The sequence below is a fragment of the Atlantibacter sp. genome, assembly GCF_032062175.1.
Classification (GTDB): domain Bacteria; phylum Pseudomonadota; class Gammaproteobacteria; order Enterobacterales; family Enterobacteriaceae; genus Atlantibacter.
In genome coordinates this window covers 64,888-90,109 of record NZ_DAMBQK010000021.1, presented here as the reverse complement: position 1 = coordinate 90,109, position 25,222 = coordinate 64,888, and the positions used below count along the sequence as shown (strand labels likewise).

19 protein-coding genes are annotated in these 25,222 nt (G+C 54.1%); 8 read left to right on the top strand and 11 right to left on the bottom strand.

Translation table 11 applies throughout. From position 1 onward, the window contains the following. Positions 1 to 76: 76 nt before the first annotated feature. From add to malX, 3 genes are all read right to left on the bottom strand, one after another. A complete protein-coding gene (gene add / locus RT120_RS17090; RefSeq protein WP_312984475.1) occupies positions 77 to 1,078 on the bottom strand; it encodes an adenosine deaminase in 1,002 nt (333 codons plus the stop codon). Between the two features lie 311 nt (positions 1,079 to 1,389). Next, positions 1,390 to 2,565 carry a MalY/PatB family protein gene (locus tag RT120_RS17085; protein WP_312984473.1) on the bottom strand — a complete coding sequence of 392 codons (1,176 nt, stop codon included), beginning with the start codon at positions 2,563 to 2,565 and terminating at the stop codon, positions 1,390 to 1,392. Between the two features lie 49 nt (positions 2,566 to 2,614). After that, a complete protein-coding gene (malX, locus tag RT120_RS17080; RefSeq protein WP_312984472.1) occupies positions 2,615 to 4,207 on the bottom strand; it encodes a maltose/glucose-specific PTS transporter subunit IIBC in 1,593 nt (530 codons plus the stop codon). A 161-nt stretch (positions 4,208 to 4,368) separates the two neighbouring features. Here malX and RT120_RS17075 point away from each other — a divergent pair, with 161 nt between their 5' ends. The 3 genes from RT120_RS17075 (at position 4,369) to RT120_RS17065 (ending at position 7,099) form a co-directional block, all read left to right on the top strand. Further along, positions 4,369 to 5,397, top strand: a complete 1,029-nt coding sequence (locus tag RT120_RS17075; RefSeq protein WP_312984470.1) for a Mal regulon transcriptional regulator MalI — start codon at positions 4,369 to 4,371, stop codon at positions 5,395 to 5,397. A 287-nt stretch (positions 5,398 to 5,684) separates the two neighbouring features. Then, complete coding sequence (locus RT120_RS17070; RefSeq protein WP_312984468.1) at positions 5,685 to 6,404, top strand: hypothetical protein; 720 nt, start codon at positions 5,685 to 5,687, stop codon at positions 6,402 to 6,404. A 215-nt stretch (positions 6,405 to 6,619) separates the two neighbouring features. Continuing rightward, a complete protein-coding gene (locus tag RT120_RS17065) occupies positions 6,620 to 7,099 on the top strand; it encodes a type VI secretion system tube protein TssD (protein WP_312984466.1) in 480 nt (159 codons plus the stop codon). A gap of 111 nt (positions 7,100 to 7,210) precedes the next feature. Here RT120_RS17065 and RT120_RS17060 read toward each other — a convergent pair whose 3' ends face one another. Next, on the bottom strand, positions 7,211 to 8,767 hold the full coding sequence (locus RT120_RS17060; protein WP_312984464.1) for a YdgA family protein: 1,557 nt from the start codon (positions 8,765 to 8,767) through the stop codon (positions 7,211 to 7,213). A 105-nt stretch (positions 8,768 to 8,872) separates the two neighbouring features. Next, positions 8,873 to 10,051 carry a mannose-6-phosphate isomerase gene (manA, locus tag RT120_RS17055; RefSeq protein WP_312984462.1) on the bottom strand — a complete coding sequence of 393 codons (1,179 nt, stop codon included), beginning with the start codon at positions 10,049 to 10,051 and terminating at the stop codon, positions 8,873 to 8,875. A 204-nt stretch (positions 10,052 to 10,255) separates the two neighbouring features. Here manA and fumA point away from each other — a divergent pair, with 204 nt between their 5' ends. Both fumA and fumC read left to right on the top strand, forming a co-directional pair. Next, a complete protein-coding gene (gene fumA, locus RT120_RS17050; protein WP_312984460.1) occupies positions 10,256 to 11,902 on the top strand; it encodes a class I fumarate hydratase FumA in 1,647 nt (548 codons plus the stop codon). 153 nt (positions 11,903 to 12,055) lie between these two features. Further along, the gene (gene fumC / locus RT120_RS17045) at positions 12,056 to 13,453 is read left to right on the top strand and encodes a class II fumarate hydratase (protein WP_312984458.1); all 1,398 of its coding nucleotides are present in this window, start codon (positions 12,056 to 12,058) and stop codon (positions 13,451 to 13,453) included. On the opposite strand, the gene tus is transcribed toward fumC, so the two are convergent. The 6 genes from tus to ydgH all read right to left on the bottom strand — a co-directional run bounded on the left by tus (position 13,450) and on the right by ydgH (position 19,835). Further along, positions 13,450 to 14,376 (bottom strand): DNA replication terminus site-binding protein, encoded by a 927-nt coding sequence (gene tus / locus RT120_RS17040; RefSeq protein ID WP_312984456.1) that lies wholly within the window; start codon positions 14,374 to 14,376, stop codon positions 13,450 to 13,452. The two genes, fumC and tus, sit on opposite strands and share 4 nt — an antisense overlap. 89 nt (positions 14,377 to 14,465) lie before the next feature. Next, the gene (gene rstB / locus RT120_RS17035) at positions 14,466 to 15,680 is read right to left on the bottom strand and encodes a two-component system sensor histidine kinase RstB (protein WP_409515065.1); all 1,215 of its coding nucleotides are present in this window, start codon (positions 15,678 to 15,680) and stop codon (positions 14,466 to 14,468) included. Between the two features lie 75 nt (positions 15,681 to 15,755). Then, a complete protein-coding gene (rstA, locus tag RT120_RS17030; protein WP_312984452.1) occupies positions 15,756 to 16,478 on the bottom strand; it encodes a two-component system response regulator RstA in 723 nt (240 codons plus the stop codon). Positions 16,479 to 16,553: 75 nt separating this feature from the next. Next, positions 16,554 to 17,276 carry a dihydromonapterin reductase gene (folM, locus tag RT120_RS17025; RefSeq protein ID WP_312984450.1) on the bottom strand — a complete coding sequence of 241 codons (723 nt, stop codon included), beginning with the start codon at positions 17,274 to 17,276 and terminating at the stop codon, positions 16,554 to 16,556. Between the two features lie 41 nt (positions 17,277 to 17,317). Further along, positions 17,318 to 18,700, bottom strand: coding sequence for an amino acid permease (locus RT120_RS17020; protein ID WP_312984448.1), 1,383 nt, complete (start codon positions 18,698 to 18,700; stop codon positions 17,318 to 17,320). A 190-nt stretch (positions 18,701 to 18,890) separates the two neighbouring features. Next, positions 18,891 to 19,835 (bottom strand): DUF1471 family protein YdgH, encoded by a 945-nt coding sequence (gene ydgH, locus RT120_RS17015; protein ID WP_312984446.1) that lies wholly within the window; start codon positions 19,833 to 19,835, stop codon positions 18,891 to 18,893. A 522-nt stretch (positions 19,836 to 20,357) separates the two neighbouring features. Between ydgH and pntA the strand changes: the two genes are divergently transcribed. The 3 genes from pntA to RT120_RS17000 all read left to right on the top strand — a co-directional run bounded on the left by pntA (position 20,358) and on the right by RT120_RS17000 (position 25,213). Next, complete coding sequence (gene pntA / locus RT120_RS17010; RefSeq protein ID WP_312984444.1) at positions 20,358 to 21,887, top strand: Re/Si-specific NAD(P)(+) transhydrogenase subunit alpha; 1,530 nt, start codon at positions 20,358 to 20,360, stop codon at positions 21,885 to 21,887. 10 nt (positions 21,888 to 21,897) lie between these two features. Continuing rightward, positions 21,898 to 23,286 carry a Re/Si-specific NAD(P)(+) transhydrogenase subunit beta gene (gene pntB, locus RT120_RS17005; protein WP_312984442.1) on the top strand — a complete coding sequence of 463 codons (1,389 nt, stop codon included), beginning with the start codon at positions 21,898 to 21,900 and terminating at the stop codon, positions 23,284 to 23,286. A 247-nt stretch (positions 23,287 to 23,533) separates the two neighbouring features. Beyond that, positions 23,534 to 25,213, top strand: a complete 1,680-nt coding sequence (locus RT120_RS17000) for a sugar phosphorylase (RefSeq protein ID WP_312984440.1) — start codon at positions 23,534 to 23,536, stop codon at positions 25,211 to 25,213. Positions 25,214 to 25,222 lie beyond the last annotated feature (9 nt).

Here is a 25,222-nt window from a genome sequence, read left to right as displayed (position 1 = left end):
GGATTTTTGCACAACTGCCGGATCGGTCAACCGATCCTTAACTGATCGGCATTACGGCTATGCCGGAGGATATTTATTAGGCTTTAGCAATCTTATCCCGTATGGCCTGTTTTTCGCTTTCCGACAGGAACGCGATTTCCAGCCCATTACGCTGGGCGGTACGCATCTGGTCAAGCGTCAGCCCGGCCTGAACGGCGGCAATCTGGTATTCATGAATAATATCTACGCCCTGAACGCCCGGATCGTCGGTGTTAATCGTCGCCAGAATCCCGTGCTCAAGGAAGCGTTTTAGGGGATGCGCCTCCAGCGACGGTACGGTGCTGGTCTGGATATTGGAGGTCAGGCAGGATTCAATGCCGATTTTCTGTTCCGCGAGGAAATCCATCAGCGCGGGATCTTCGATGGCCTTCACGCCGTGGCCAATACGCTCGGCACCCAGTTCACGAATCGCCTGCCAGATGCTTTCTGGACCGGCGGCCTCGCCCGCATGGACTGTAATACGCCAGCCCGCGTCGCGGCCGCGATTAAAGTGATTCAAAAACAGGCTCCCCGGAAAGCCGAGTTCATCGCCTGCTAAATCCAGCGCGGTAATACGATCGCGATGCGCCAGTAGGGCATCCAGTTCGTTCAGGCAGGCGGTCTCGCCAAATGTGCGGCTCAGAATGCCGATTAAACGTACTTCGACACCGTATTCGCGGGAGCCCTGGCGTACGCCGTCGATCACCGCTTCCACCACGCCAGCTACCGGCAGATTGTGGTTCATTGCCATATACCAGGGGGAAAAACGCAGCTCGACGTAATGCAGACCCTGACGCGCGGCATCTTCGACGTTTTCACGCGCCACACGGCGGCAGGCATCGAGTGAACCGAGGACTTTGACGCCCCAGTCGAGTTTGCTTAAAAAGCTGACCAGGTCGGGTTCAGTTTCGATCACCTGAACGTGCGGTCGTAATCCTTCAAGGGTGCGTGAAGGCAGGGGAAGGTTGTATTGCAGCCCGAGGTCAAGAATGGTTTCCGGGCGAATATTGCCGTCGAGGTGGCGATGCAGGTCGGTTAACGGCAGGGTGGTATCAATCATAGTTGCACTCTTTTTGGATTTGCGTGGTCGAACCACGCGTTTTTTGAATAAAGTGCATTTTATTATAAAGGCTTTGTCGCCAGCCATGCACGCAACATTCTGTTATTTGCGCATCAGATGACCGGTTGTTGCGCAACAACCTGCCGTTAGCCTATAAAAAACCCGGTTTCCCGGGTTTGGTTAGATCCAACCAGCCTGACTGGCTGCCCACACCACAATGGCGACGGCGATAAGTATCCAGGTTGTTTTACGCATAACTTTACGATATTGCCTCCGCAGACGTTTTGCGGCGACACAATACCATAATGGCGTTATGCCATGCAGGCGCGTATCGCATTAATTAACCCCTCAACGCCTTTTTCCAGCTTCACGCGAGGGCAACCGGCGTTGAGCCGCACAAAACCCCGGCCCTCGTCGCCGTAAGTATCGCCGCGCATAATGGCGACTTTCTGTTGTTCGATCAGGTTTTTTTGCAACCGGGCGTCATCAATCTGCAAGGCACGTAAATCAATCCATGCCAGATACGTCGCTTCAGGCGGCTGCCAGGTGAGTTGTGGAAAAGCGCGGTTCAGCCGTTGCGCGATGTACTGCATATTCTGTTCAAGATAGCGGCGCAATGCGTCGAGCCAGGGCGCGCCGTCGCGGTAGGCGGCAATATGCGCGGCAACCGCCAGCACCGCCGGGGAAGAGAGCCCATCGCGGCCTTTCAGGGCCGAGAGATACGCGTCGCGATCCGTAGCATCGGTAATGATCCCCCATGCGCCAGTCAGCGCGGGGATATTGAAGCTTTTCGAGCCTGAGGTGAATAGCGCGTAGCGATCGCCGCCGACTTCGCTCCAGGGAATATGGCGGCGATCGCGCCACACCATGTCCATATGGATTTCATCACTGATGACCCGCACACCGTGGCGGGCGCACAGTTGCGCCATAAACACGAGTTCATCCCGGCTCCACACTTTGCCGGTGGGGTTATGCGGGCTGCACAGCAGCATGATTTTGCATTCCGGGCGCGCCAGCAGCGCGTCAAGCTGCTGCATATCGCAGTGCCAGTCGTTAGCGGTTTTTTGCAGCGGCGCGGCCAGCACCTGGCGCTGGTTGCCCACGATAGCCTTATAAAAAGCGTCATAAGCCGGAGTATGGATAAGTACCGCCTCGCCCGGTTGAGACCACTGGCGAATCATCTCCGACGCCATATAAATGACCGAGGGGCCATAGACGATGGCGTCATTATCGACCCGCGCGTCAAAGCGCGTGACAAACCAGTGACTGATGGCGGAAAGAAAATCGTCATGCTTCCAGCGGCTGTAGCCGAAAACACCGTGGCCGATACGCTGGCTTAGCGCATCGAGGATGCAGGGCGCGGTGGGGAAATCCATATCAGAGATAGTGAACGGCAGTAGGTCGGCGGCGCCGAAGCGGTCGGCGACATAATCCCATTGCGTACACCAGGTGCCGTGCCGATCGACCGGCGTAGAAAAATCAAACATAGTCCTTCCTCTGGCAATGCCCCTTCGCGCAGCGAAAGGGCATTTCACGTTATGCTTCGACCATATTCATCAGGCCGGCCATCTCATCTTTCACGGACTGGACCTGCGTACCAATAACGACCTGTAAATTATGCTGATTAAGTTTTACCACGCCAATAGCGCGGTTGGCTTTTAGCGCCTCGGTATCCACCAGTGACATATCTTTCACCGACAGGCGCAGGCGGGTAATACAGTTGTCGAGGGAGACAATATTATCCGCGCCGCCCAGCGCCGCCAGAATGGCCGGTACGTTATAGCCCGATTTCCCCGGCGCGCCGGCCTGCATTTTTTCCTGCACGTTAGCGGTTTCAATATCGCGGCCCGGCGTGTTGATATTCCAGCGGGTGATGGCGAAGCGGAAAATCGCGTAATAGGCCACGAACCACACGGCAGCCACCACCGGTACCATATACCATTTGGTGGACAGGCCATGCAGAATGCCAAACACCACAAAGTCGATAACGTTACCGTCGGTATTGCCGATAGTTACCCCCAGCACCGCCATCAGGGTAAAGCCCAGACCAGTCAGCAGCGCGTGGATTAAGTACAGCAGCGGGGCAACAAACAGGAACAGGAATTCCAGCGGTTCGGTGGTACCGCCAACAACACAGGCAATCACGCCGGAAATCAGCAGTCCTTTAATTTTGTGGCGGTTTTCCGGGCGCGCGCAATGATACATCGCCAGTGCTGCACCTGGTAATCCGCCTAAAAACGCCGGCATTTTACCCTGGGACAGGAAGCGGGTCGCGCTCTCCGAGAAACCGTGCGTTTCCGGGCAGCTCAACTGCGCCTGGAAAATCGTCAGCGCGCCGCTCACTGTATGGCCGCAGACGTCCATGGTGCCGCCGGCATCGGTAAAGCGAATCAACGCCACCAGAATGTGCTGCAAGCCGAACGGCAGCAGCAGGCGCTCGCCGGTGCCGAACAGCATCGGGCCGAAATCCCCGGCGCTGTTGATAATATGGCCCAGCCCGTTAATTCCCATGGCGAAGAACGGCCAAATCAACGGCACAACCAGGCCGACCAGGCCCATCACAAAGGTGGTCACGATCGGCACAAAGCGGGTGCCGCCGAAAAAGGCCAGCGCATCCGGCAGACGCACGCTATGAAAACGCTCGTGCAGCAGCCAGACAATGACCCCGGCGATGACCGCGCCCAGAATCCCGGTGTCGATAGACTGAATGCCGAGGATGCTCTGAATATTATTGGCCTTCAGGATCGCCGGATCGCTGGTGGGCAGAATGCCTTTCGCCGTCAGCCAAAAGTTCACCGCCAGGTTCATTACCGCAAAGCCGACGAAACCAGCGAAGGCGGCAACGCCTTTGTTTTCGCGCGCCAGCCCTAACGGAATAGCGATACAAAACATCACTGGCAGGAAGCTAAACGCAAAAGACCCGATTTTGCTCATCCACACAAAAATGGATTGTAAAACCGGATTACCCAGGAACGGGATCAGCGTGGTGACATCGTGGCTACTCAGGGAACTGCCGATCCCCAGCATAATGCCGCAAAACGAAAGCAGGGCGACGGGCAACATAAACGTCTTGCCCAACTGTTGAAAGAATTCCCACAGGGTAATTTTTGGGGTGGCTGATGTCGCCATAGCGGCTCCTTGTTAAACGCCAGGGTTTTGATGATGCAGCGCAAGATAAAACGTTTTATCAAATTTTAATGAGCAGCCAGTCACAATTTCTTATCGGGAAATATTTATAATATTCCGATATTGATAAAACGTTTTATCGACTGTTCAGGAGCGCCTGCCGGATGACGCAGGAAAAGAAAATTACCATTAACGACGTGGCGCTGGCGGCAGGCGTCTCGGTTAGCACCGTTTCTCTGGTTCTCAGCGGCAAAGGCCGCATCTCGGCGGCGACCGGGCAGCGGGTCAACGAGGCCGTGGAGAAATTAGGGTTTGTACGCAACCGGCAAGCCTCGGCCCTGCGCGGCGGGCAAAGCGGGGTGATTGGCCTGATTGCCCGGGACGTCTGCCATCCGTTCTATGCGCAACTGATTGCCGGGCTGACCGATGCCCTCGAACGCCAGGGCCGCATGCTGCTGCTCAGCCAGAGCGGGCGCGACGGCCAGCAGATGCTGCACTGCTTTGAAACGTTACTGAATCAGGGCGTGGACGGGGTGATCATCGCAGGCGCAGCCGGAATGGGTGCAGAATTGCGCGAAAAGGCGCAGCAAAAAGACATCCCGCTGGTCTTCGCCTCGCGCGCCAGCTATCTCGATGAAGCCGACACGCTGCGCCCCGACAATCTCCAGGCCGCGCAAATGCTCACCGAGCATCTGATCAAGCAGGGGCATCAGCGTATCGCCTGGCTGGGGGGGAACAGCGGCTCGCTCACCCGCGCCGAACGGCTCGGAGGGTATTGCGCCACCCTGCTGCAATACGGATTGCCTTTTCACAGCGAATGGGTGGTGGAGTGTGAAAACAGCCAGAAGCAGGCGGCGGAGGCCATCACTGCGCTGCTGCGCCACAATCCCACTATCAGCGCTGTGATTTGCCATAACAGTACCATCGCGCTGGGTGCCTGGTTCGGCCTGATGCGGGCGGGCCTGCAAAGCGGCGAATCCGGGCTGGAAAGCTATTTCGATCGCAGCGTGGCACTCGGGGCGTTTACCGAATTATCGGACGATAAGCTGGAAGATATTCCGGTGACCTGGATGACGCTTCCGGCCCAGGAGATGGGGCATGAAGTCGCGGAGCGTATGGCGCAACGGATTGAACACAGTGATGAAGTACAACGGCACCGTGTTCTGGCAGGAAGGCTGATTAAACGTAAATAAAGTGAGCTGCGTGCTCGGTAAAAAAGCCAGCAGGTAAGGTAACCTGCTGGCTTTTGATATTTTCCGATGACTGTCAGCAGCTAATCAACTTAGGATCCCGGCAGGAGCTAACAGAAGTCATCTTAATTACCTTGACCTGTATAGTTTAATTATAAACACATATTTATCTCACTTAAATCTGTGAGCCATTAAAAAGAAAAAGCCATTTTTTTATGAAAAAATCGCTAGTGAAGATAACCTGTTATTCTTAGTTTGTACATGAAGGATTATCAAAAAAGGATTTGGTTATGTATTATAGCGAATCATTGATTACGTCTATAGAAGCTGAAAAAATTCTGGCACTTAAATTAGAAGATGCACTAAGAGGAGTAAGAGATAACTTTATTAACACACTCAATCAAATGGAGAATGGATTGACTCGTGCGTCATATTATTTCTCTTGTTTTATGGATAATTATCAGGATGTCTGTTCCAGACTCAAGCAAGAAGACATAAGGTTTATTGCTGGCCTTGTCCAGTTAGTAAAGGATCGAAATGTTATTTTTGAAATGGTACGAATATATATAGAAATACACTTTAAGAATAAAAAGGAAGGGCGAGTTCAAAACATCATTAGAAAACTCGTTGGCGCTGGTGTTCATATCTCTTCAGCAGGATTGACTAATAGATTACTCATTGGCACTGTTGCGACTATGATTTGTCAAAGTTATAGTTTTAACACCATTGTAAATGGGCGTATCAGTTGCGCAAGAACAACTGTTTTGAAGGGGGGGGGGGTAACCTCGGTAGCCATTGCTTTAAACATGTATGGTTTAGTTCAGGAGGCTGCAGATAGTGCGAACAATTTGTATAAATTTAATGCATTTTATTATAGCGCTTTGTATGAGCACAATCTTGAAATGATGTATTTTCTTATTGAACCCATTATTACAAGAAGTCCGTATCTAAATCCGATGTTGATATCGGATGACGAACTTGTTGATTTAATTGTTAAGCTGACAAGGTGATTCTATGGGCTTTTTTAAAAAGTGGTTAAAAGAAGAAGTCATGCTTTTCTTATGGGGGGGGTAGTAATATTGTTAGTTGTTATTTTTGCTATGCTGGCTGTTGTATTCCTCCCTGACATTGCAATTAACCTCACGGGGTTGTTTATTTTATTTATTATTATTGTTCATGTTTTTCTTTGGTTTAAATATAGGAAGTAACTAGAGGCTTATAAAATATGTCATGTCCAGCATACCTATGGTTAACCGATGAAAATGGCTCGCCCATTATAGGTTCCTGTTTGATGCCAACTCGCCTTGGCTCTATTGAATTACGCTCTGTTAATCATCATGTATGGTTACCTACAGATCATAACACAGGAAAACAAACAGGAACCAGACTTCATACACCAATAAAAGCACAGAAGGAGTTTGATAAAACGACGCCTTTACTGTTTCGTGCCCTCTGCGAGGGGCGAACACTAAAGTCAGCGACATTAAAAATGTATCATATTAACGATGCAGGGGTAGAGGTTGAATATTTTAATATTATCCTGGAAAACGGCAAAATCACTGCAATTACCCCAAATTTGCACCCACGCGGAATGAGCAGTACACACCTTGAAGACCTGGAATTTCGCTATGAAATAATTACATGGAAATATATGGATGGAAATATTATTTACAAGGATTCGTGGAACGATCGTGCGATAGGGTAAAGTGAATGTTTCATGCGCTAAAGCTAAAAATCCGTAATTTCATCGAAATTACGGATTTTTGCATGATAACCGAACAGTTCAACTACTTATCGGCCCCCATCATTTGTGCAGTTACTGCTGCGGTACGGCCGCAGGCGGTGTCGCCGGGGCAGGGACCGGGACGGGCACCGGAACCGGAACGGGTACCGGTACGGCATTACCCGCTAAGCCGAACATGCCGACAAAGTCCGCCAGCGGCATTTTTTGCCCGTTCAGCGTAACCTGGCCGTTACCGTATTGCAGGCTGGAGACAATATTATTGTCTTCCATCGAGGTGATACGGAACATCTGTCCCATCGCCGCCAGGCCTTTCACTTGCTGGGACGCCAGCTTCTCAGCCTGATCTTCCTGATACCCTTCCAGGCGGGCAATCTGGGTCATAAATTCGGTTGCCATATCCACCGGGATCACCAGCTTGCTATCCAGCGATTTCACCAAACGGTCGAGTTGCTGTTCCGGCGTGGTGGCTGGTGTGGTATTGGCCGACGGATCTTTCAGGAACAGCGACAGGTTGAAGGAACTCTCGCCCTTATCGTTTTTCCAGCTCAGCGGGGCCACGGTAACCACCGGGTCGCCTTTGAGCAGCAACGGGACGTTCGCCATCAGGATTTCTAACGCCTTCTGCTGATAAAGCGCAGGGTTGTCCTTAACGGCAGGATCGGTCAACAGACCCTGGATTTGGCCGTTATATTGCTGGCTGAACTGATGCCACGCCTGGCCGTCAATGCCGCCGATTTTAACGGTGAGTTTGCCGCTGCCCAGGTTCTGGTTTTGAACCTTAAGCGCGTCCATCACATAGTTTATTTCGCTATCGATTTTTTTCTTGTCCTGACCGACGTCGGATTTCGCGTCCAGATGCAGCCCATCGATCACCGCCATCTCTTTGCCTTCCACCGCCACGGCAAATTTCTCAACGGACAATTTCTGTGCGCCGACGCGCTCGTCAAATTCAGTCAGTTTGCTGGAACCATCGGATTTCAGACCGTTGAAGGTCATCTGCACCCGCTGGCCGTACTCGTTCACCGCGCTGACCAGGCCACTTTGCGCATCGCCTTTCAGGCTGATTTCATTACCTTCGCCATCGGCATCGAGAGTAAAGGTGCCGCCGCTGAACGCCACTTTCTCTTCCGCGTTTTCGTAGTTCAGCGCCGCCAGGGTGATCTCAGAGGCGGTGCTGCCGTTGTAGCCTACGCGGGTCTGGGAATCGAATACCGACTGTCCTTTGGTCATATCGAACAGCGGCTTAGAAGCCTCGTTGTTGACCAGCGTGGTGCGAACCGACGCCATCGACGGGATCAGATTGAGCTTTTTCAACTGGGCGAGGGGGAAAGGACCATGGCTCACGTCCTCATTAAACACCACATTCTGGCCCGGCTTAAGCAGCGGGTTTTCGACACCTTCGATGGGTTTAACCACCAGTTGCAGCTGGCTGGAGAACACGCCACGATGATAGTTTTGATAGCCCAGTTCCACGCCTGCCTGCGGCGCGCTGCGTTTCAGCTCGCTGTTGGCGTTAGCGACCATGTTTGCAATCCGTGATTCAAGTTGTTTGCCGGTGTACCAGGACGCGCCGGTCCACACCACACCCAGTGCGACAATCACACCTACGGCAACCAGAGATTTTTTCATAATCGTTTATCCCTAAAAAAATAAAACCAGACGGTTCTCATCGTCTGGCGTGATGAATGACATGCTGGATAAAGCTTAGCAATGCATTTCTAAAAGATCAGTAACTTAGTTGAGCTTATTATAAACGCGCGCTAAACGACCTGCACCGTGAATAGCCACAGGCGAGTCGGCGGCGCTGATAAAAGCGGATTCGCCGGGTTTAAGCGTCAGCGTCTGGCTCTCTTTGTCGATCGTCGCTTCACCTTCTACACAGAACAGGATGGCGGCGCTTTGCTGGCTCAGGTTAGAGGGCTCGGCGGTCAGGTCATGCAACGAGAAGGCGAAATCATCAACCGGGATTGGGAAGTCCAGCGTGTTGCCATCGCGCGTCGGCGTGGTCAGCAGAGTATCGGCGGCGCGCGGGGCGAATTTCACGTTCGCCACCAGTTCCGGGATGTCGATGTATTTCGGCGTTAAACCGGCACGCAGCACATTATCCGAGTTGGCCATCACTTCCAGCGCCACGCCTTTTAAGTAGGCGTGCGGGGTTTCTGCGAACAGGAACATGGCTTCGCCGGGCTTGAGTTTCACCACATTCAGCAGCAGCGGCGAGAACAGGCCGCTGTCGTCCGGGTAAAATTCCGAAATCACGCGGATAGTCTGCCAGGGTTCGCCTTGCTGGCTGTTCAGCGCCGCTTTCAGGATCGCCAACGCCCGGGATTTTTTCTCGCCTTCCATATTCAGCAAACTGGCGAACAGTTGGCTTAACCGCTCTTCACAGGGTTTTTCAAGGAAGTGGGCGATAGCGGTATGCGCGCCCGCGACCGGTTGCAGCAGGGCGATAATGTCAGAAAATTCGCGGAACGCGTTCATGGCTAAAAAGGGCGTTAACGCGAACACCAGTTCCGGCTTGTGGTTGGGATCCTTGTAGTTACGCACCGGGGCGTCCAGCGGAATACCCGCCGCGTTTTCCCTGGCGAAGCCTTCTTCCGATGCCTGCTTATTAGGGTGGACCTGAATCGACAGCGGCTGGTCAGCGCACAGAACCTTAAACAGGAACGGCAGTTCGCCAAAGCGTTGCGCCACCGCGTCGCCTAACAGAGTGGACTTATCCGCATCAATCACGTCACGCAATGCATGAAGATTGCCGTCCTGGCCCTCAATCTTTGAACTGCTTTTCGGGTGCGCGCCCATCCACAGTTCTGCCATCGGCAGGTTTTCAGGATTGGCGATGCCATATAGCTCCGTCAGCGCAGTTTGGCTACCCCAGGCATAGTTTTGCACTGAGTTAATGAGTTTTTGCATGATTAAGCCCTGTAACTAGGTGAAATTAACTTGCTGTATTAAACCAACAATCCGTGGTGAAGTAACCCCGGATGGTAAAAAGTCGTCTTTGTCTCAGTTTTTGTTAAAAAATTGTGTAGCATGTCTGAACTCGCTTTTGCACACGGCACATGGACAATGTGCTGAATGAATAATAGTTAAACTTAGGCTGTCAGTGAGAGAACAATGTCAAACAAACCCTTCCATTATCAGGACCCCTTTCCGCTCAAAAAGGAAGAAACCGAATACTATCTGTTGAGCACCGATCACGTCAGCGTCAGCGAATTCGAAGGCCAGGAAATCGTTAAAGTCGACCCGCAGGCTCTGACCCTGCTGGCGCAACATGCTTTTCATGATGCCTCGTTTATGCTGCGCCCGGCTCATCAACAGCAGGTGGCGGATATCCTGGCCGACCCGGAAGCCAGCGAAAACGACAAGTACGTGGCACTGCAATTCCTGCGCAACTCGGAAATCGCCGCCAAAGGCATTCTGCCGACCTGCCAGGACACCGGCACCGCAATCATTGTCGGGAAAAAAGGCCAGCGCGTCTGGACGGGCGGCGGGGATGAAGCGGCGCTGGCACACGGCGTTTACAACACCTACATCGAAGATAACCTGCGCTACTCCCAGAACGCCGCGCTGGATATGTATAAAGAGGTGAATACCGGTACTAACTTACCGGCGCAAATCGACCTCTATAGCGTGGACGGCGACGAGTATAAATTCCTGTGCATCGCCAAAGGCGGCGGCTCAGCCAATAAAACCTATCTGTATCAGGAAACCAAAGCGCTGCTCAGCCCCGGCAAGCTAAAAAACTGGCTGGTGGAGAAAATGCGCAGCCTGGGCACCGCAGCCTGCCCGCCGTACCACATTGCCTTTGTCATCGGCGGCACTTCAGCGGAATCCACCCTGAAAACCGTGAAGCTGGCATCCACCAAATATTACGACGGCCTGCCGACCGAAGGTAACGAGCACGGCCAGGCGTTCCGGGACATCCAGCTTGAAAAAGAGCTGCTGGAAGAAGCCCAGAAACTCGGCCTCGGCGCGCAGTTCGGCGGCAAGTATTTCGCCCACGATATCCGCGTCGTACGCCTGCCGCGCCACGGTGCGTCCTGCCCGGTGGGCATGGGCGTTTCCTGCTCGGCAGACCGCAATATCAAAGCCAAAATCAACCGTCAGGGCATCTGGATCGAAAAACTGGAAAACAACCCAGGTAAGTACATTCCGAAAGAACTGCAACGCGCTGGCGAAGGCGAAGCGGTGCGTGTGGATCTCAACCGCCCGATGAACGACATTCTGGCCCAACTCTCGCAGTATCCGGTGTCGACCCGTCTGTCGCTCTCCGGCACCATCATCGTGGCGCGCGACATCGCCCACGCCAAACTCAAAGAGCGTATCGACAACGGCGAAGGGCTGCCGCAGTACGTGAAGGATCACCCCATCTATTACGCCGGCCCGGCCAAAACGCCGGAAGGCTATGCGTCCGGTTCGCTTGGCCCAACCACCGCAGGGCGTATGGATTCCTATGTCGACCTGCTACAAGCCAACGGCGGCAGCATGATCATGCTGGCGAAGGGCAACCGCAGCCAGCAGGTTACCGATGCCTGCCATAAGCACGGCGGTTTCTACCTCGGCAGCATCGGCGGCCCGGCGGCGGTGCTGGCGCAAAGCAGCATCAAGAGCCTGGAATGCGTCGAATACCCGGAACTGGGTATGGAAGCCATCTGGAAGATCGAAGTGGAAGATTTCCCGGCATTTATCCTGGTGGATGACAAAGGCAACGACTTCTTCGCGCAAATCCAGTCTTCGCAGTGCGCCAGCTGCGTGAAATAACTGTTCTTACCGCCTCTCATTCACGGGAGGCGGTTTTTCCCTTCGTTAACCGCACTAACCACCAAACTGAACGACCTTCTTAATCAATACTTAAAGCGTCAATTTTCTGTGAGTCATGTCGGCTTGATAACTTTCTTGTTAAGGAGACATTGAATGGCAACGTATCGTAGTGAAAGTGATTCCATGGGCGCGATTGATGTGCCTGCCGATAAACTGTGGGGCGCGCAAACCCAGCGCTCGCTGGAGCACTTTCGCATTTCAACGGAAAAAATGCCGACGGCGCTGATCCATGCGCTGGCGCTCACTAAACGCGCGGCGGCAAAAGTGAATATGGATTTGAAGCTCCTGGCGCAAGAGCGGGGCGAGGCGATTATTTCCGCCGCGGATGAAGTGCTTAACGGCCAACATGCGGGGGAATTCCCGCTGGCTATCTGGCAAACCGGCTCCGGCACCCAGACCAATATGAACATGAACGAGGTGCTGGCTAACCGGGCGAGTGAATTACTGGGCGGCGAGCGGGGCATGGGGCGCAAGGTTCACCCCAACGATGACGTTAACAAAAGCCAGAGTTCGAACGACGTTTTTCCTACCGCTATGCACGTGGCGGCGGTGCTTGCCCTGCGCGAGCAGTTGATCCCGTCGCTGAACCAGCTCACCGCGACCCTGAAAGCCAAATCCACCGCCTTTAGCGACATCGTCAAAATTGGCCGTACGCATTTACAGGACGCCACGCCGCTGACCCTCGGTCAGGAGATTTCCGGCTGGGTGGCGATGCTGGAGCATAACCTGAAGCATATCGAGCAGAGCCTCCCGCACGTGGCCGAATTGGCGCTGGGCGGTACGGCGGTGGGCACCGGCCTGAACACCCATCCGGAATACGCCGAACGGGTTGCTAACGAGCTGGCGGCAATCACTAACCAGCCGTTTATCACCGCGCCGAATAAATTTGAAGCGCTGGCGACCTGCGACGCGCTGGTTCATGCCCACGGTGCGCTGAAAGGGCTGGCTGCCTCGCTGATGAAAATCGCCAACGATGTGCGCTGGCTGGCCTCTGGACCGCGCTGCGGCATTGGTGAAATCTCCATTCCGGAAAACGAACCGGGAAGTTCCATCATGCCAGGCAAAGTCAACCCGACGCAGTGCGAAGCGCTAACCATGCTCTGCTGCCAGGTGATGGGCAACGATGTCGCCATCAACATGGGCGGGGCGATGGGCAACTTTGAGTTGAACGTGTTTCGCCCGATGGTCATCGATAACTTCCTGCAATCGATTCGCCTGTTGGCAGACGGGATGGACAGCTTTGACCACCACTGCGCCACCGGAATCGAACCGAACCGCGAGCGTATCGACCAGTTGCTCAACGATTCGCTGATGCTGGTGACGGCACTCAACACCCATATCGGCTACGACAAGGCGGCGGAAATCGCCAAAAAAGCCCATAAAGAGGGGCTGACGCTCAAAGCGTCCGCCCTGAAACTGGGCTACCTGACAGACGCGGAATTCGATGCCTGGGTACGCCCGCAGGATATGGTTGGCAGCATGAAGCCTTAACGGGCAAGGTATAAATGCAGGCGGGGGATCAGCAGTTCCAGCGGCTCCGCCTGCGGTTTATGCCGGTGCTGGATCTGTTCTGCATCGTAGTTCAACAGCTCGCCGATTTCCGGCACTGGCGTACCCGGCTCATCGGAACACAGCACGATTAACGGCGACGGGCAGGCAATCTGTACCTGCTTTTGCTGCGCCGCATACCAGACCCGCGCCACCGGCTGCACCTTCACCGGGCGCTTGATCTTAAAACGCGCGGCTTCGGGCAGCGAGGCGATGGCGTGATATTCCTGCTCCACTTTTTCGCGCCACTGATCCTTGCTCCACGGTGCAACGGCGCGTGGCGATTTAAGGCTTTTCTCCAGCATCGCCAGCACCTCTTCCCGGCTGAAGTTCTTGATGAAATGCTTATTGGCCCAGCCGAAACGGAGGGTTGCCGGGTTCTCCAGCACCGTGATTTGCCGGTAGGCATTCAGGGTGATCAGGCCAGGCAGGTAGTGATGCACCCACTCAAAGCGCTGCGCGGGCGTCAGGCCGGATTCGACGGCGACAATCTCCGAGAACTGCGCTTTCAACTGGTTAATGGCCTGAATAGTTTCCTGAAGCTGCTGGCGCTGGGCGGCGCTCACCGCATAGCAGATAGCGCCCGGCAGACGCAGGGCGGCCTTGCTGCTGCGATTTTCCGACTGCTGCTGGATAAACAGATGGGTGAAGTGGCGCATCGTGGCGTCATGGGCTTCTTTACTCAGCAGTTGGGTAACGCTGATTTTCTCCAGCGGATCGTGTTCTTTGCCTTTATCAACCGGCGGCAGGGCAAACACCCGGGCGCTGAGCCGCCGGCAGGGTTCGAGCATCTCTTTAAACGCGAGCAGCAGATGCTCCATCTCCTGAAAAGTGGACGTCAGACGTTGGGCGAGATCGTAGCGCATAGCAAGCACCTTTAGTTACAACATACTTATAGGTATAGCACGGTTGCCGGGCTCTGACCACCGTGCCGGGGCGTCTGGCAGAGAGAAAATCATCGCTGAATCGGCCAACTGAATTCAAAGCGCGCGCCGCCCAGTGGGCTTTGCCGTGCCGCCACGCTGCCGCCCATCGCCGTCGCCACGGAACTGACAATCGCCAGGCCCAGCCCGCAGCCTCCCGTGGCGCGGTCGCGGCTGGGGTCGAGACGCACAAACGGCTCAAATACCCGGTGCCGTTCGCTTTCCGGAATGCCCGGACCATCATCCTCTACCGTCAACACGCCAGTGTGGCCGTCGCTGGCAAAACGGATCTCAATGCGCTGCTGGCAGTAGCGCAGGGCATTATTGACCAAATTGTCCAGCACCCTTGCCATCAGGCGCAGATCCAGCAAACTTTCGCAGGCGGTGGAGGGCAACACCGTCAGCGCTTTGTCTGGATGCAGCGCCTGCAATTCAGCGACGTGATTTTCCAGCCAGCCGGATAACTCCACCGGGTTAAGATGCAGCTCATTTTGCGGGCGGTCCAGCCGGGCGTAAGTCAGCAATTCGTCGATCAGCGCCTCAAGCTGGCCGATATCGCGGTTTAGCGCGGCGCTTTCGGCGTCGGACAGGTTATCACTCATCTCCAGCCGGTAACGCAGTCGCACCAGCGGGGTGCGCAGTTCGTGAGCAATACCGTCGATCAGCTGTTTTTTACTGGCTATCAGGGTATTGATATTATCCGCCATCTGATTAAAGGCAACGCCGAGCCGTTCAAAGCTCGAGGCATCGTCAAAATGAATGCGCTCATCAAGATGGCCTTCACCGAAGCGCTGCGCGGCAGATTCCAGTTTGAGCATCTCTTTCCAGTGCGGACGCATCCAGATAAGCACCGGGACGGCGAGCGAAAAAGCGATAAACACAATCAGCGCCACGTCCAGCAGGCGCATTTGGTGCATAAAATAGAGATAGGGCACCGGCCCGACCGCCAGCACATAGTGGCTGCGGGGAATGCGCTGGATAAACGTATATTCATCATCCAGCGCCACGATTTCCCCGCTGCGCAGGCGTTGGGCGGGCTGGGCAGCGAGATGATAGTGATTCAGGGGTTCAATGCGCAGATCGAATGAGAGATTAAAATCGAGCCGCTTGATGGTCTTATTCCAGTCGCGCGGCGGGATTTCCCGCAGCTCGCTACGCATCAGATACAGCGAGCTTTTCATTAAATCATCCAGCGACTGCCGTCCGGCACGTTCAGCGGTAAATTTATAGACCAGGCCGACCAGCATTGTCATGACTAAAAAGCAGACGAACAGCAGCAAATAAAACTGGATAAATAGCTTCTTCATAAACCCGCTCTGCGTTTATTCCGCCGTTTCCCAGGCGTGGGGAGCAAAAAGATAGCCCTTATTGCGCACGGTCTTGATCCGGTACGGTTCCGTCGCGCTGTCGTTGAGTTTTTTTCTCAGCCGCGAAATGGCAACATCCACGCTGCGGTCCAGCCCGTCATAACTCACGCCGCGCAGATTCTTGAGCAACGCGTCACGGTCCATAATGTTGCCGGCGTGGGTCGCCAGTTCCCAGAGCAAATCGAAATCGGCGGTAGACAGCACCACATTGCGCTCGCCCAGCCGCACCTGGCGGTTCAGCGGATCGATGCACAGCGTACCGAAATGCAGCACTTTATGCGGCGAGCGGGTGGTTGCGGATTCAGGTAACGTGGTGGTGTGATGCTGGCGTAAATGCAGGCGCAGGCGGGCAAGCAGCACCGCAGGCGGGGTAGTCTTGAGGATGTAATCGCTGGCGCCCATTTCCAGCGACAGGATGTGGTTCATATCGCTGTCGAGGGAGGTCAGCAGAACAATCGGCCCTTGCCACAGCGGGCGTAAATCACGGCACAGGCTCATGCCGTCTTTGCCTGGCAGCATAATATCCAACAGCACCAGGTCCGGCTGATGCGCCAGAATCACGTCGATGGCCCGATCGCCGCGCGTTTCCAGTAGCACGTCAATATCATGCTTACCGAGATAGGCCGCAATCAGCGACCCTACCTCGGGATCGTCTTCAACAAATACAATTTTGCTCATAGACCGGAGCTTATCGACCAAAAACCACAGGTTACACCTTCAACCTGCCGGGTTCCATTAACGCCGGGTAAACCGCTAGCGAAGATGGCGACCGCCATCCACCGGGAAGCTGCGTCCGGTCACGTAACAGCTGGTCAGTAGATATTCCACTAAATCGATAACTTCTTTCTCGCCCGGTTCAGTTTTCATCAGCGATTTATTCAGCGCGCGCTGCCGGTAGGCGGCATCATCCAGTTCGTTAAACAAAATCAGTGAAGGCGCGATGGCGTTGACTTTTACTTCCGGGGCCAGTTTGCGGGCAAAAGAGCGCGTCATATTGTCCAGCGCCGCTTTACTGGCGGCATAGGCGATGTGCTTCTCGCTGCCACGCTCCACCACGTAATCCGTAAAATGAATAATATCGCTGGCCGCATGGCCGTGGCCGCGCAGCAGCGGTTCCAGCGCGAGGTTGATCAAATAGGGTGCATGAACATGCACCTGCATCATTTCTGTGATCACGTCCCCGGAGATCGGTCCGGCCTTTTCGGTTTGCCAGGCGCTGGCGTTATGAATAATGGCGCGCAGGCACGGCGTCAGGCTTTTTACCTGTTCGGCGAAGTCCAGGATACCTTCATCAGTTGAAAAATCGGCCTTGATGCATTTTGCGCCCATCTCCGTTAGCACGTCGATGGCAGGATAAGCGGCGCGATAGCTAACGATAACCGGATGCTTTTCAGCCAGAAAATGGTGGGCGAGGGCGAGCCCGATACGGCGGCCGCCCCCGGTGATCAAAATTGGTCGGTGTGGTGATTTCCCCATAAAGTAACCCTCGTCAGTAGGTCATGACGAAGATGGGGCGTTTACCCCATCAGCATCCATGTGGCTGGCAAAGCGGCAACCAGTAATAAGCCTATCAGCAATTTCTCAGTTTGCTTAAGCAGGATATTGTTATCGTGCGTGCGGCGGGCATACAGGAACACCAGCAAGCCCGGCGCGTACAGCACCACGGACAGCAACAGGTGCATGGGGCCCGACGCATACAGCAACCATAAACCATAAATGCAGGCGCCGACACCCACCGCGGTATGAAGCGGGCGGGTAGCGACTTTGAGCAGATAGGCGCCGACCAGGAAATAAGGCACCAGAATCATCTCGGAGGCGATGGTCAACAGCGTGTTGTAATCCGAACCGGTAGCCCAGATCAGCACCAGGCAAAGCTGAATGCTGATATTGGTCAGCCACAGCGACGCCGACGGCGCGCCGTTTTGATTTTGTCGCGCAAAAATACGCGGGAACGCTTTATGGGTGGCGGCCAGCAGCGGCACCTCAGCGGCCATAATGGTCCAGCTCAGGTACGCGCCACACACCGACACAATCAGCCCGGCGGCGATAATCACTTCGCCCCAAGGGCCCATCATTTCCACCATCAGACCCGCCATCGACGGGTTGCGCATTTGCGCCAGTTCAGGACGGGCGATCACACCCAGCGACAGCAGGGTCACCAGCAGATATACCGCCAGCGCGGCAAACACCGCCAGCAGCGTGGCGCGCCCCACGTCGCGCTTATTGCGGGCGCGTGCCGAAACTACCACCGCGCCTTCTACGCCGATAAACACCCACAGGGTGATCAGCATGGTGTTCTTCACCTGTTCCCAAACCGGGACGCCTAACGCCACGCCGCTAAAGTCGAGGCTAAAGGTGGGTAAACGGAAAGCGATAATCGCCAGGATAATAAACAGGCCCAGCGGCAACAGTTTCGCCAGCGTGGCGGCCAGGTTGATGCTCGCAGCGGTTTGCACCCCGCGCAGCACCAGCCAGTGCACAAACCACAATAATACCGATGCGCCAACGATGGATTGCCAGGTATTGCCATCGCCAAACAGGCGGAGTTCGGGGGTATCGGTAAAGAAACTGAGCGCCGAGAATACGATCACCAGATAAGAGACGTTGGCGATTACCGCGCAAAGCCAGTATCCCCATGCCGAGCAAAAACCGATTAACTCGCCAAAACCATCGCGGGCGTAGGTAAAAATGCCGCCGTCCAGGTCGGGACGGATACGGGTCAGCAACAGCATCGCCATCGCCAGCATCAGGATCCCGACGCCGGTAATCGTCCAGCCAATCAACAGCGCGGCGGGGCTGGCTACTTGCGCCATATTCTGCGGCAAACTGAAAACGCCCGCGCCCAGCATCGAACTCAATACCAGCGCGGTTAATGCGGTAAGGCCCAGTTTTTTATCCATAGGAGTCCTGTTTGAAAAATAAGGCCGATCCAGAATAATTATACCGCCTGGGCGCATAACCATGGAGGATCGCTCTGAGGCGCGCGATTCTACGGAGTGCGAAGTCAGCTTTCAATGATGTATCACACAAAAAATTACCCGCATTAAAAAAGGCAGCCATTGGCTGCCTTTAAAAGCGTAGTCGAGACGCTTACTTGAAGAGGTCGGCGCTGATGGTGATGTTGCCGCCGCGTTCCTGCCACTGGCGCGTAATGTGATAATACTTAGCGCCTTTTTTAGCGGCGCGTTTCGCCACTTGATAGGAGATTTCAGTCATGTTGCCGTAGTTGCCGGTGAACTTCACGCTATCGAATGGCACCATTTGTGCGGCGGTGATTTTATTCACTTCTTCAATTTTTGTGCCGTCCGGCAGAGTGACAGTGTAACGACCACCTTTTGATGACTGGGTTTCAAAGAAACGGCCCACATCACTGCTGGGTGATGCGGTAGTCGCTACGCCCGGGATCTCAACCTGTTTAGCGGCTTCGCCACCGGCGGCAATGGCCGCGCGGCCGGCATCAGAATCCGCCGGGGTGGCGTCCGGGCTCTGAAGCACGCGTTTTTTCGCGTCCGCTTTATAAACAAACGCAGTGATGCGCTGGTTGCCACCCTGGTTGGCGTCAACCTGGCGAACAATGTAGAACGAGGCGGCGTCTTTCGCTTTCGCGGCTTTGGCGATGGCTTCATTCACTTCCGGTTGGCTGCGATAAAAACCCTGAACGGTCACGGTATCGAAAGGCTCAAGGGCAATCGCCTGGTCTTTCGGCAATTCCGTTACGCCCGCGATCACACGGTTTTTAGGCGCTTCTGCTTTTTCCGCGTTTTCATGGTAAACGTCTGCAATGACGCGCCAGTTACCGCTATTGCCCGTATCGTTGGTATCGATGATGTAGAAAGAGGCGGCGCCAACGCTATCGGCTTTACGAGAGATGGCCTTAGCCGCCTCGTTAATTGCGTTGAACCTTCCCGTTACAGTAATACGGTCAAAGGGTTTCAGCGCGGCTGCCTGATCTGGCGTTAACTCGGTGGCAGCCTGTGCAGATAAGGCGCAGAGCGACAACACAGCAGACACCAGAAGGGAATTCTTGAGCTTCATAAACATTAATCCTTTGCCTTGCGCAAAAATGAAAACTGATATTGCATGCTAAAAACCGTCAGCCGCTGATTATTGCATTGAAAGGGCGTAATTGTCTGCGCCATTTTTATCATCTGGTGCGCCAGGTAATATTTCGGGTAATAACCTGTCGTTATGGATGCAAAAATAGCCGCCTGACCGGAATAAATGATAAAGCTTATGACTTTTAGCGTTAAATTGATGTTAAAACAGCGATTTGGCGCGGCGTAGAATCATGTTTTGTCGCCTCAATAAAGCGTAAAATCGGCCTTCGGGAAGGAAAACCAGATAAAAAAAGCTATCAGCGCCGGTATTCACTTCCGTTTCACCGATTAACCCATAAATTCAGCAGATCGAATCTGGATCACAGTCGTTATTTTCAGTAGGTTATAGAAAGTTTGTTACAAAGATATTTTTCTACGGTTTAAGCAGCGCTCAAACGGGCTGCTTGCGCCAAAGTTAAATGGGCAAACCATCATTAAAAAACCGATGGAAGGGAATACTATGCGTATTGGTGTACCAAAAGAGCGGTTGGCCAATGAAACCCGTGTTGCAGCAACGCCGAAAACGGTTGAACAGCTGCTTAAGCTGGGTTTCACCGTCGCCATTGAGCGCGACGCGGGCAAACTGGCAAGCTTTGATGACGACGCGTTTGTACAGGCAGGCGCGGAAGTGGTGGGTTCCGATGAGATCTGGGCGTCGGACGTTATTTTAAAAGTTAACGCACCCAGCGAAGAGGAAATCCCGCTTCTTAAGCCGGGTACCACGTTGGTGAGCTTTATCTGGCCGGCGCAAAACCCCGCATTGCTGGAGCAGCTCGCCGCGCGTAACGTCACCGTGATGGCGATGGATTCGGTGCCGCGTATTTCGCGCGCCCAGTCTCTCGACGCCTTAAGCTCAATGGCGAACATCGCGGGTTACCGTGCCATTGTGGAGGCCGCACACCAGTTTGGCCGCTTCTTCACCGGGCAGATCACCGCAGCAGGGAAAGTCCCGCCCGCCAAAGTAATGGTCATTGGCGCCGGCGTCGCCGGTCTCGCGGCAATTGGCGCAGCCAACAGCCTCGGTGCAATTGTGCGCGCCTTTGACACCCGCCCGGAAGTGAAAGAGCAGGTGCAGAGTATGGGTGCTGAATTCCTTGAGCTTGATTTCAAGGAAGAAGCCGGCAGCGGTGATGGCTACGCCAAAGTGATGTCTGAGGAGTTCATCAAAGCCGAAATGGCGCTGTTCGCCGCGCAGGCGAAAGACGTCGATATTATCGTCACTACGGCATTGATCCCCGGTAAACCAGCCCCGAAACTGATCACCCGCGAAATGGTCGATTCCATGAAACCGGGCAGCGTGGTGGTCGATCTGGCCGCGCAGAATGGCGGTAACTGCGAATACACTGTCCCGAATCAGGTGTTTGAAACCGCCAATGGCGTGAAAATCATCGGCTATACCGATCTGCCGGGCCGTCTGCCGACGCAGTCATCCCAGCTTTACGGCACCAACCTGGTCAACCTGCTTAAACTGCTGTGCAAAGAAAAAGACGGCAATGTTGTGATTGATTTCGATGACGTGGTGGTGCGCGGCGTGACCGTGATCCGCGACGGCGAAGTCACCTGGCCCGCGCCGCCGATTCAGGTTTCCGCGCAGCCGCAGGCCGCCAAAAAAGCCGACGCCGCGCCGGTCGAGCCGCCGAAACCGGCCTCGCCGTGGCGCAAATACGCCCTGATGGCGCTGGCAATCATTCTGTTTGGCTGGCTGGCGGATGTAGCGCCGAAAGCGTTCCTGGGTCACTTCACCGTGTTCGCCCTGGCCTGTGTGGTGGGTTATTACGTGGTGTGGAACGTTTCCCACGCACTGCATACGCCCCTGATGTCGGTCACTAACGCCATCTCGGGGATTATCGTGGTGGGCGCGCTGCTACAAATTGGCCACGGCGGCTGGGTGAGCTTCTTAAGCTTCATCGCCGTCCTGATCGCCAGTATCAACATTTTTGGTGGATTCACCGTCACTCAGCGCATGCTGAAAATGTTCCGGAAGAACTAAGGGGTAACACATGTCTGGAGGATTAGTAACAGCTGCATACATTGTTGCCGCGATTCTGTTTATTTTCAGCCTGGCCGGGCTTTCCAAACATGAGACGTCCCGTCAGGGCAACATGTTTGGTATCGCCGGTATGGCGATTGCGCTGGTCGCCACCATCTTTGGGCCGGATACCGGTAACGTGGTATGGATTATCGTCGCGATGGTGATCGGCGGCGCAATTGGTATCCACCTGGCGAAGAAAGTCGAAATGACCGAAATGCCAGAACTGGTGGCGATCCTGCACAGCTTCGTGGGTCTGGCGGCGGTGCTGGTGGGCTTTAACAGCTATCTGTATCACGATGCGGGCCTGGAGCCGATTCTGGTTAATATCCATTTGACCGAAGTGTTCCTTGGCGTGTTTATCGGTGCGGTGACCTTTACCGGCTCCATCGTGGCCTTCGGTAAACTGCGCGGCAAGATTTCATCTAAACCGCTGATGCTGCCGAACCGTCATAAGCTGAACCTGGCGGCGCTGGTAGTCTCTTTCCTGCTGTTGGTGGTGTTTGTCCGTACCGAAAGCGTAGGCCTGCAAGTGCTGGCGCTGCTGATTATGACCATTATCGCGCTGGCGTTCGGCTGGCACCTGGTGGCCTCAATCGGCGGGGCAGACATGCCGGTGGTGGTGTCGATGCTCAACTCCTATTCCGGTTGGGCCGCAGCGGCGGCGGGCTTTATGCTCAGCAACGACCTGCTGATCGTCACCGGCGCGCTGGTAGGTTCTTCGGGTGCGATCCTGTCTTACATTATGTGTAAGGCGATGAACCGCTCGTTTATCAGCGTGATCGCGGGCGGCTTCGGCACTGACGGTTCATCAACCGGCGAAAGCGATGAAGTGGGCGAGCACCGTGAAATCAGCGCGGAAGACACGGCAGATATGCTGAAAAACTCCCACTCAGTGATCATCACCCCAGGCTACGGCATGGCGGTGGCACAGGCGCAGTATCCGGTGGCGGAAATCACCGAACGCCTGCGCGCCCGCGGCATTAAGGTACGTTTCGGTATTCACCCGGTTGCGGGCCGTTTGCCGGGCCATATGAACGTACTGCTGGCGGAAGCGAAAGTGCCGTATGACATCGTGCTGGAAATGGACGAAATCAACGACGACTTCGCTGATACCGACACCGTTCTGGTTATCGGCGCTAACGACACCGTGAACCCGGCGGCGCAAGACGATCCGCGCAGCCCCATCGCCGGTATGCCGGTGCTGGAAGTGTGGAAAGCGCAAAACGTTATCGTGTTTAAACGCTCAATGAACACAGGCTATGCCGGCGTGCAGAACCCGCTGTTCTTTAAAGACAATACCCATATGCTGTTTGGCGATGCCAAAGCCAGCGTGGACGCGATTCTGAAAGCGCTGTAATCACTGATGCTAATATCAACCGCTCTTCGGAGCGGTTTTTTTATATCTTTTCTCAATGGATTTCCCCGTTATATTTCCTATCCAGACAAGTTAGGGCTATTTCCTGAAAATTAAATCCGCTACTGTTCATTTTTATACGGCACGATAATCAGTGGAAACAATTTCTGTGATGGGGGTCGCATTGACATAAATAATCCTCAGGAGTAGATTTCATTTTCGTGGGACCGCTACCATGAGAATTGAATCAATGGACAAAATATTACAGATTGCCGATCGCATTTATTCCTCCGCCTTTGATGACGAGCTGCGTAATAAATTAATTAAATGTATCAATGAAGGCCGAAGCAAGATTATTTCCTCACGTAAGCAGGGGTGGGATGAATCAGATGTCGTGCTTATTACCTATGCCGATCAATTCTCCTCGCCGAATGAAAAAACGTTGACCACGTTCAGTCGGCTTTATAATGACTATCTCGCCAACGCTTTTTCCGTTATTCATTTCTTACCGTTTTACCCCTGGACATCGGATGATGGTTTCTCGGTAAAAGATTATTATCCCATTTCGCCTGATTACGGCGACTGGGGTGATATCGCGGCGATAAAGAAATCCACCCGCCTGATGTTTGATTTTGTCTGTAATCATATGTCAGCCGAAAGCGAATGGTTTAAAGGCTATCTTAACGATGACCCACAATATCAGGATTTCTTTATTGCCGTAGACCCGGCGGTAGATTTATCCGCTGTCACGCGTCCCCGTACACTGCCGCTGTTAACGCCGTTTACTTTCGCGAGCGGCGAGACGAAACATATCTGGACGACCTTTAGCGCAGACCAAGTCGATCTCAATTTCGCCAACCCCCATGTCCTGCTGGCGATGGTGGATGTGCTGGTGCATTACCTTGTACAGGGCGCGGATTATATTCGCCTCGATGCCGTAGGTTTTATGTGGAAAACGCCTGGAACCTCCTGCATCCATCTGGAAAACACGCATCTGCTGGTAAAACTGTTCCGCGCCATTGCCGATAAGGTCGCGCCGGGTACGGTGATCGTCACCGAAACCAACGTGCCCCATAAAGACAACGTCTCTTATCTTGGCAACGGCAGCGACGAAGCGCAGATGGTGTATCAGTTTCCGCTGCCGCCGCTGGTGCTGCATGCGATCCGTACGCAATCCGTGAGTACGCTGAAAAGCTGGGCCAGCGTGCTGCCCGCGCAGGGCGACGGGCGGACAACCTGGTTTAATTTTCTCGCCTCCCATGACGGCATAGGTTTGAATCCGCTGCGGGGTATCATAGCCGAAAAAGAAATCTTAACCTTAGTCGACACGCTGGAAACCGAAGGTGCGAAGGTCAACTGGAAAAATAATCCCGACGGCACCCGCAGCCCTTATGAATTAAACGTGACGTATATGGATGCCCTGACGCCGCCTGAATGTCATGACGATGAGCGGCTGGCGCGGTTTATCCTGGCGCACGCGCTGTTATTAACTTTCCCTGGCGTCCCGGCGATATATATTCAAAGCGTATTGGGTTCACGTAATGATTATCAGGGCGTTGAGCGCCTGGGTTATAACCGGGCTATCAATCGCCAGAAATACAGTGAACCGGAAATTGAATCGTTACTCGCGCAACCTGAACATTTACGCGCGCGAGTTCTGGAAGTATTGACGCAATATATTAACGTTCGCCAGCGTCACGCGGCTTTCCATCCCGACAGTGAATTCAGCATTAATGAAAAATGTCACGGCGTGCTGGAAATTATTCGAGGCAACGCGCAAGAAGGAAAAATTACCGCGCTGTTTAATTTCACCGACCGGCCTCAGTGGTTATCATTAGGGCAGGGGCAATACAATGAAATCATCCGCGGTGAATTTATTAATGGCGAAGCAATAACATTAGGACCCTGGCAGTCCCTGTGGCTTAGCTAATACAAAAGG

Excerpts from the sequence above, each read along its gene's own strand:
- folM (WP_312984450.1), bottom strand. The coding sequence starts at position 17,276 with ATGGGGAAATCACCACACCGACCAATTTTGATCACCGGGGGCGGCCGC.
- rstA (WP_312984452.1), bottom strand. The coding sequence starts at position 16,478 with ATGAGCAAAATTGTATTTGTTGAAGACGATCCCGAGGTAGGGTCGCTG.
- tus (WP_312984456.1), bottom strand. The coding sequence starts at position 14,376 with ATGCGCTACGATCTCGCCCAACGTCTGACGTCCACTTTTCAGGAGATG.
- RT120_RS17085 (WP_312984473.1), bottom strand. The coding sequence starts at position 2,565 with ATGTTTGATTTTTCTACGCCGGTCGATCGGCACGGCACCTGGTGTACG.
- RT120_RS17020 (WP_312984448.1), bottom strand. The coding sequence starts at position 18,700 with ATGGATAAAAAACTGGGCCTTACCGCATTAACCGCGCTGGTATTGAGT.
- ydgH (WP_312984446.1), bottom strand. The coding sequence starts at position 19,835 with ATGAAGCTCAAGAATTCCCTTCTGGTGTCTGCTGTGTTGTCGCTCTGC.
- RT120_RS17075 (WP_312984470.1), top strand. The coding sequence starts at position 4,369 with ATGACGCAGGAAAAGAAAATTACCATTAACGACGTGGCGCTGGCGGCA.
- malX (WP_312984472.1), bottom strand. The coding sequence starts at position 4,207 with ATGGCGACATCAGCCACCCCAAAAATTACCCTGTGGGAATTCTTTCAA.
- pntA (WP_312984444.1), top strand. The coding sequence starts at position 20,358 with ATGCGTATTGGTGTACCAAAAGAGCGGTTGGCCAATGAAACCCGTGTT.
- pntB (WP_312984442.1), top strand. The coding sequence starts at position 21,898 with ATGTCTGGAGGATTAGTAACAGCTGCATACATTGTTGCCGCGATTCTG.
- RT120_RS17000 (WP_312984440.1), top strand. The coding sequence starts at position 23,534 with ATGGACAAAATATTACAGATTGCCGATCGCATTTATTCCTCCGCCTTT.
- RT120_RS17060 (WP_312984464.1), bottom strand. The coding sequence starts at position 8,767 with ATGAAAAAATCTCTGGTTGCCGTAGGTGTGATTGTCGCACTGGGTGTG.
- RT120_RS17070 (WP_312984468.1), top strand. The coding sequence starts at position 5,685 with ATGTATTATAGCGAATCATTGATTACGTCTATAGAAGCTGAAAAAATT.
- add (WP_312984475.1), bottom strand. The coding sequence starts at position 1,078 with ATGATTGATACCACCCTGCCGTTAACCGACCTGCATCGCCACCTCGAC.
- fumC (WP_312984458.1), top strand. The coding sequence starts at position 12,056 with ATGGCAACGTATCGTAGTGAAAGTGATTCCATGGGCGCGATTGATGTG.
- manA (WP_312984462.1), bottom strand. The coding sequence starts at position 10,051 with ATGCAAAAACTCATTAACTCAGTGCAAAACTATGCCTGGGGTAGCCAA.
- fumA (WP_312984460.1), top strand. The coding sequence starts at position 10,256 with ATGTCAAACAAACCCTTCCATTATCAGGACCCCTTTCCGCTCAAAAAG.
- RT120_RS17065 (WP_312984466.1), top strand. The coding sequence starts at position 6,620 with ATGTCATGTCCAGCATACCTATGGTTAACCGATGAAAATGGCTCGCCC.
- rstB (WP_409515065.1), bottom strand. The coding sequence starts at position 15,680 with ATGCTGGTCGGCCTGGTCTATAAATTTACCGCTGAACGTGCCGGACGG.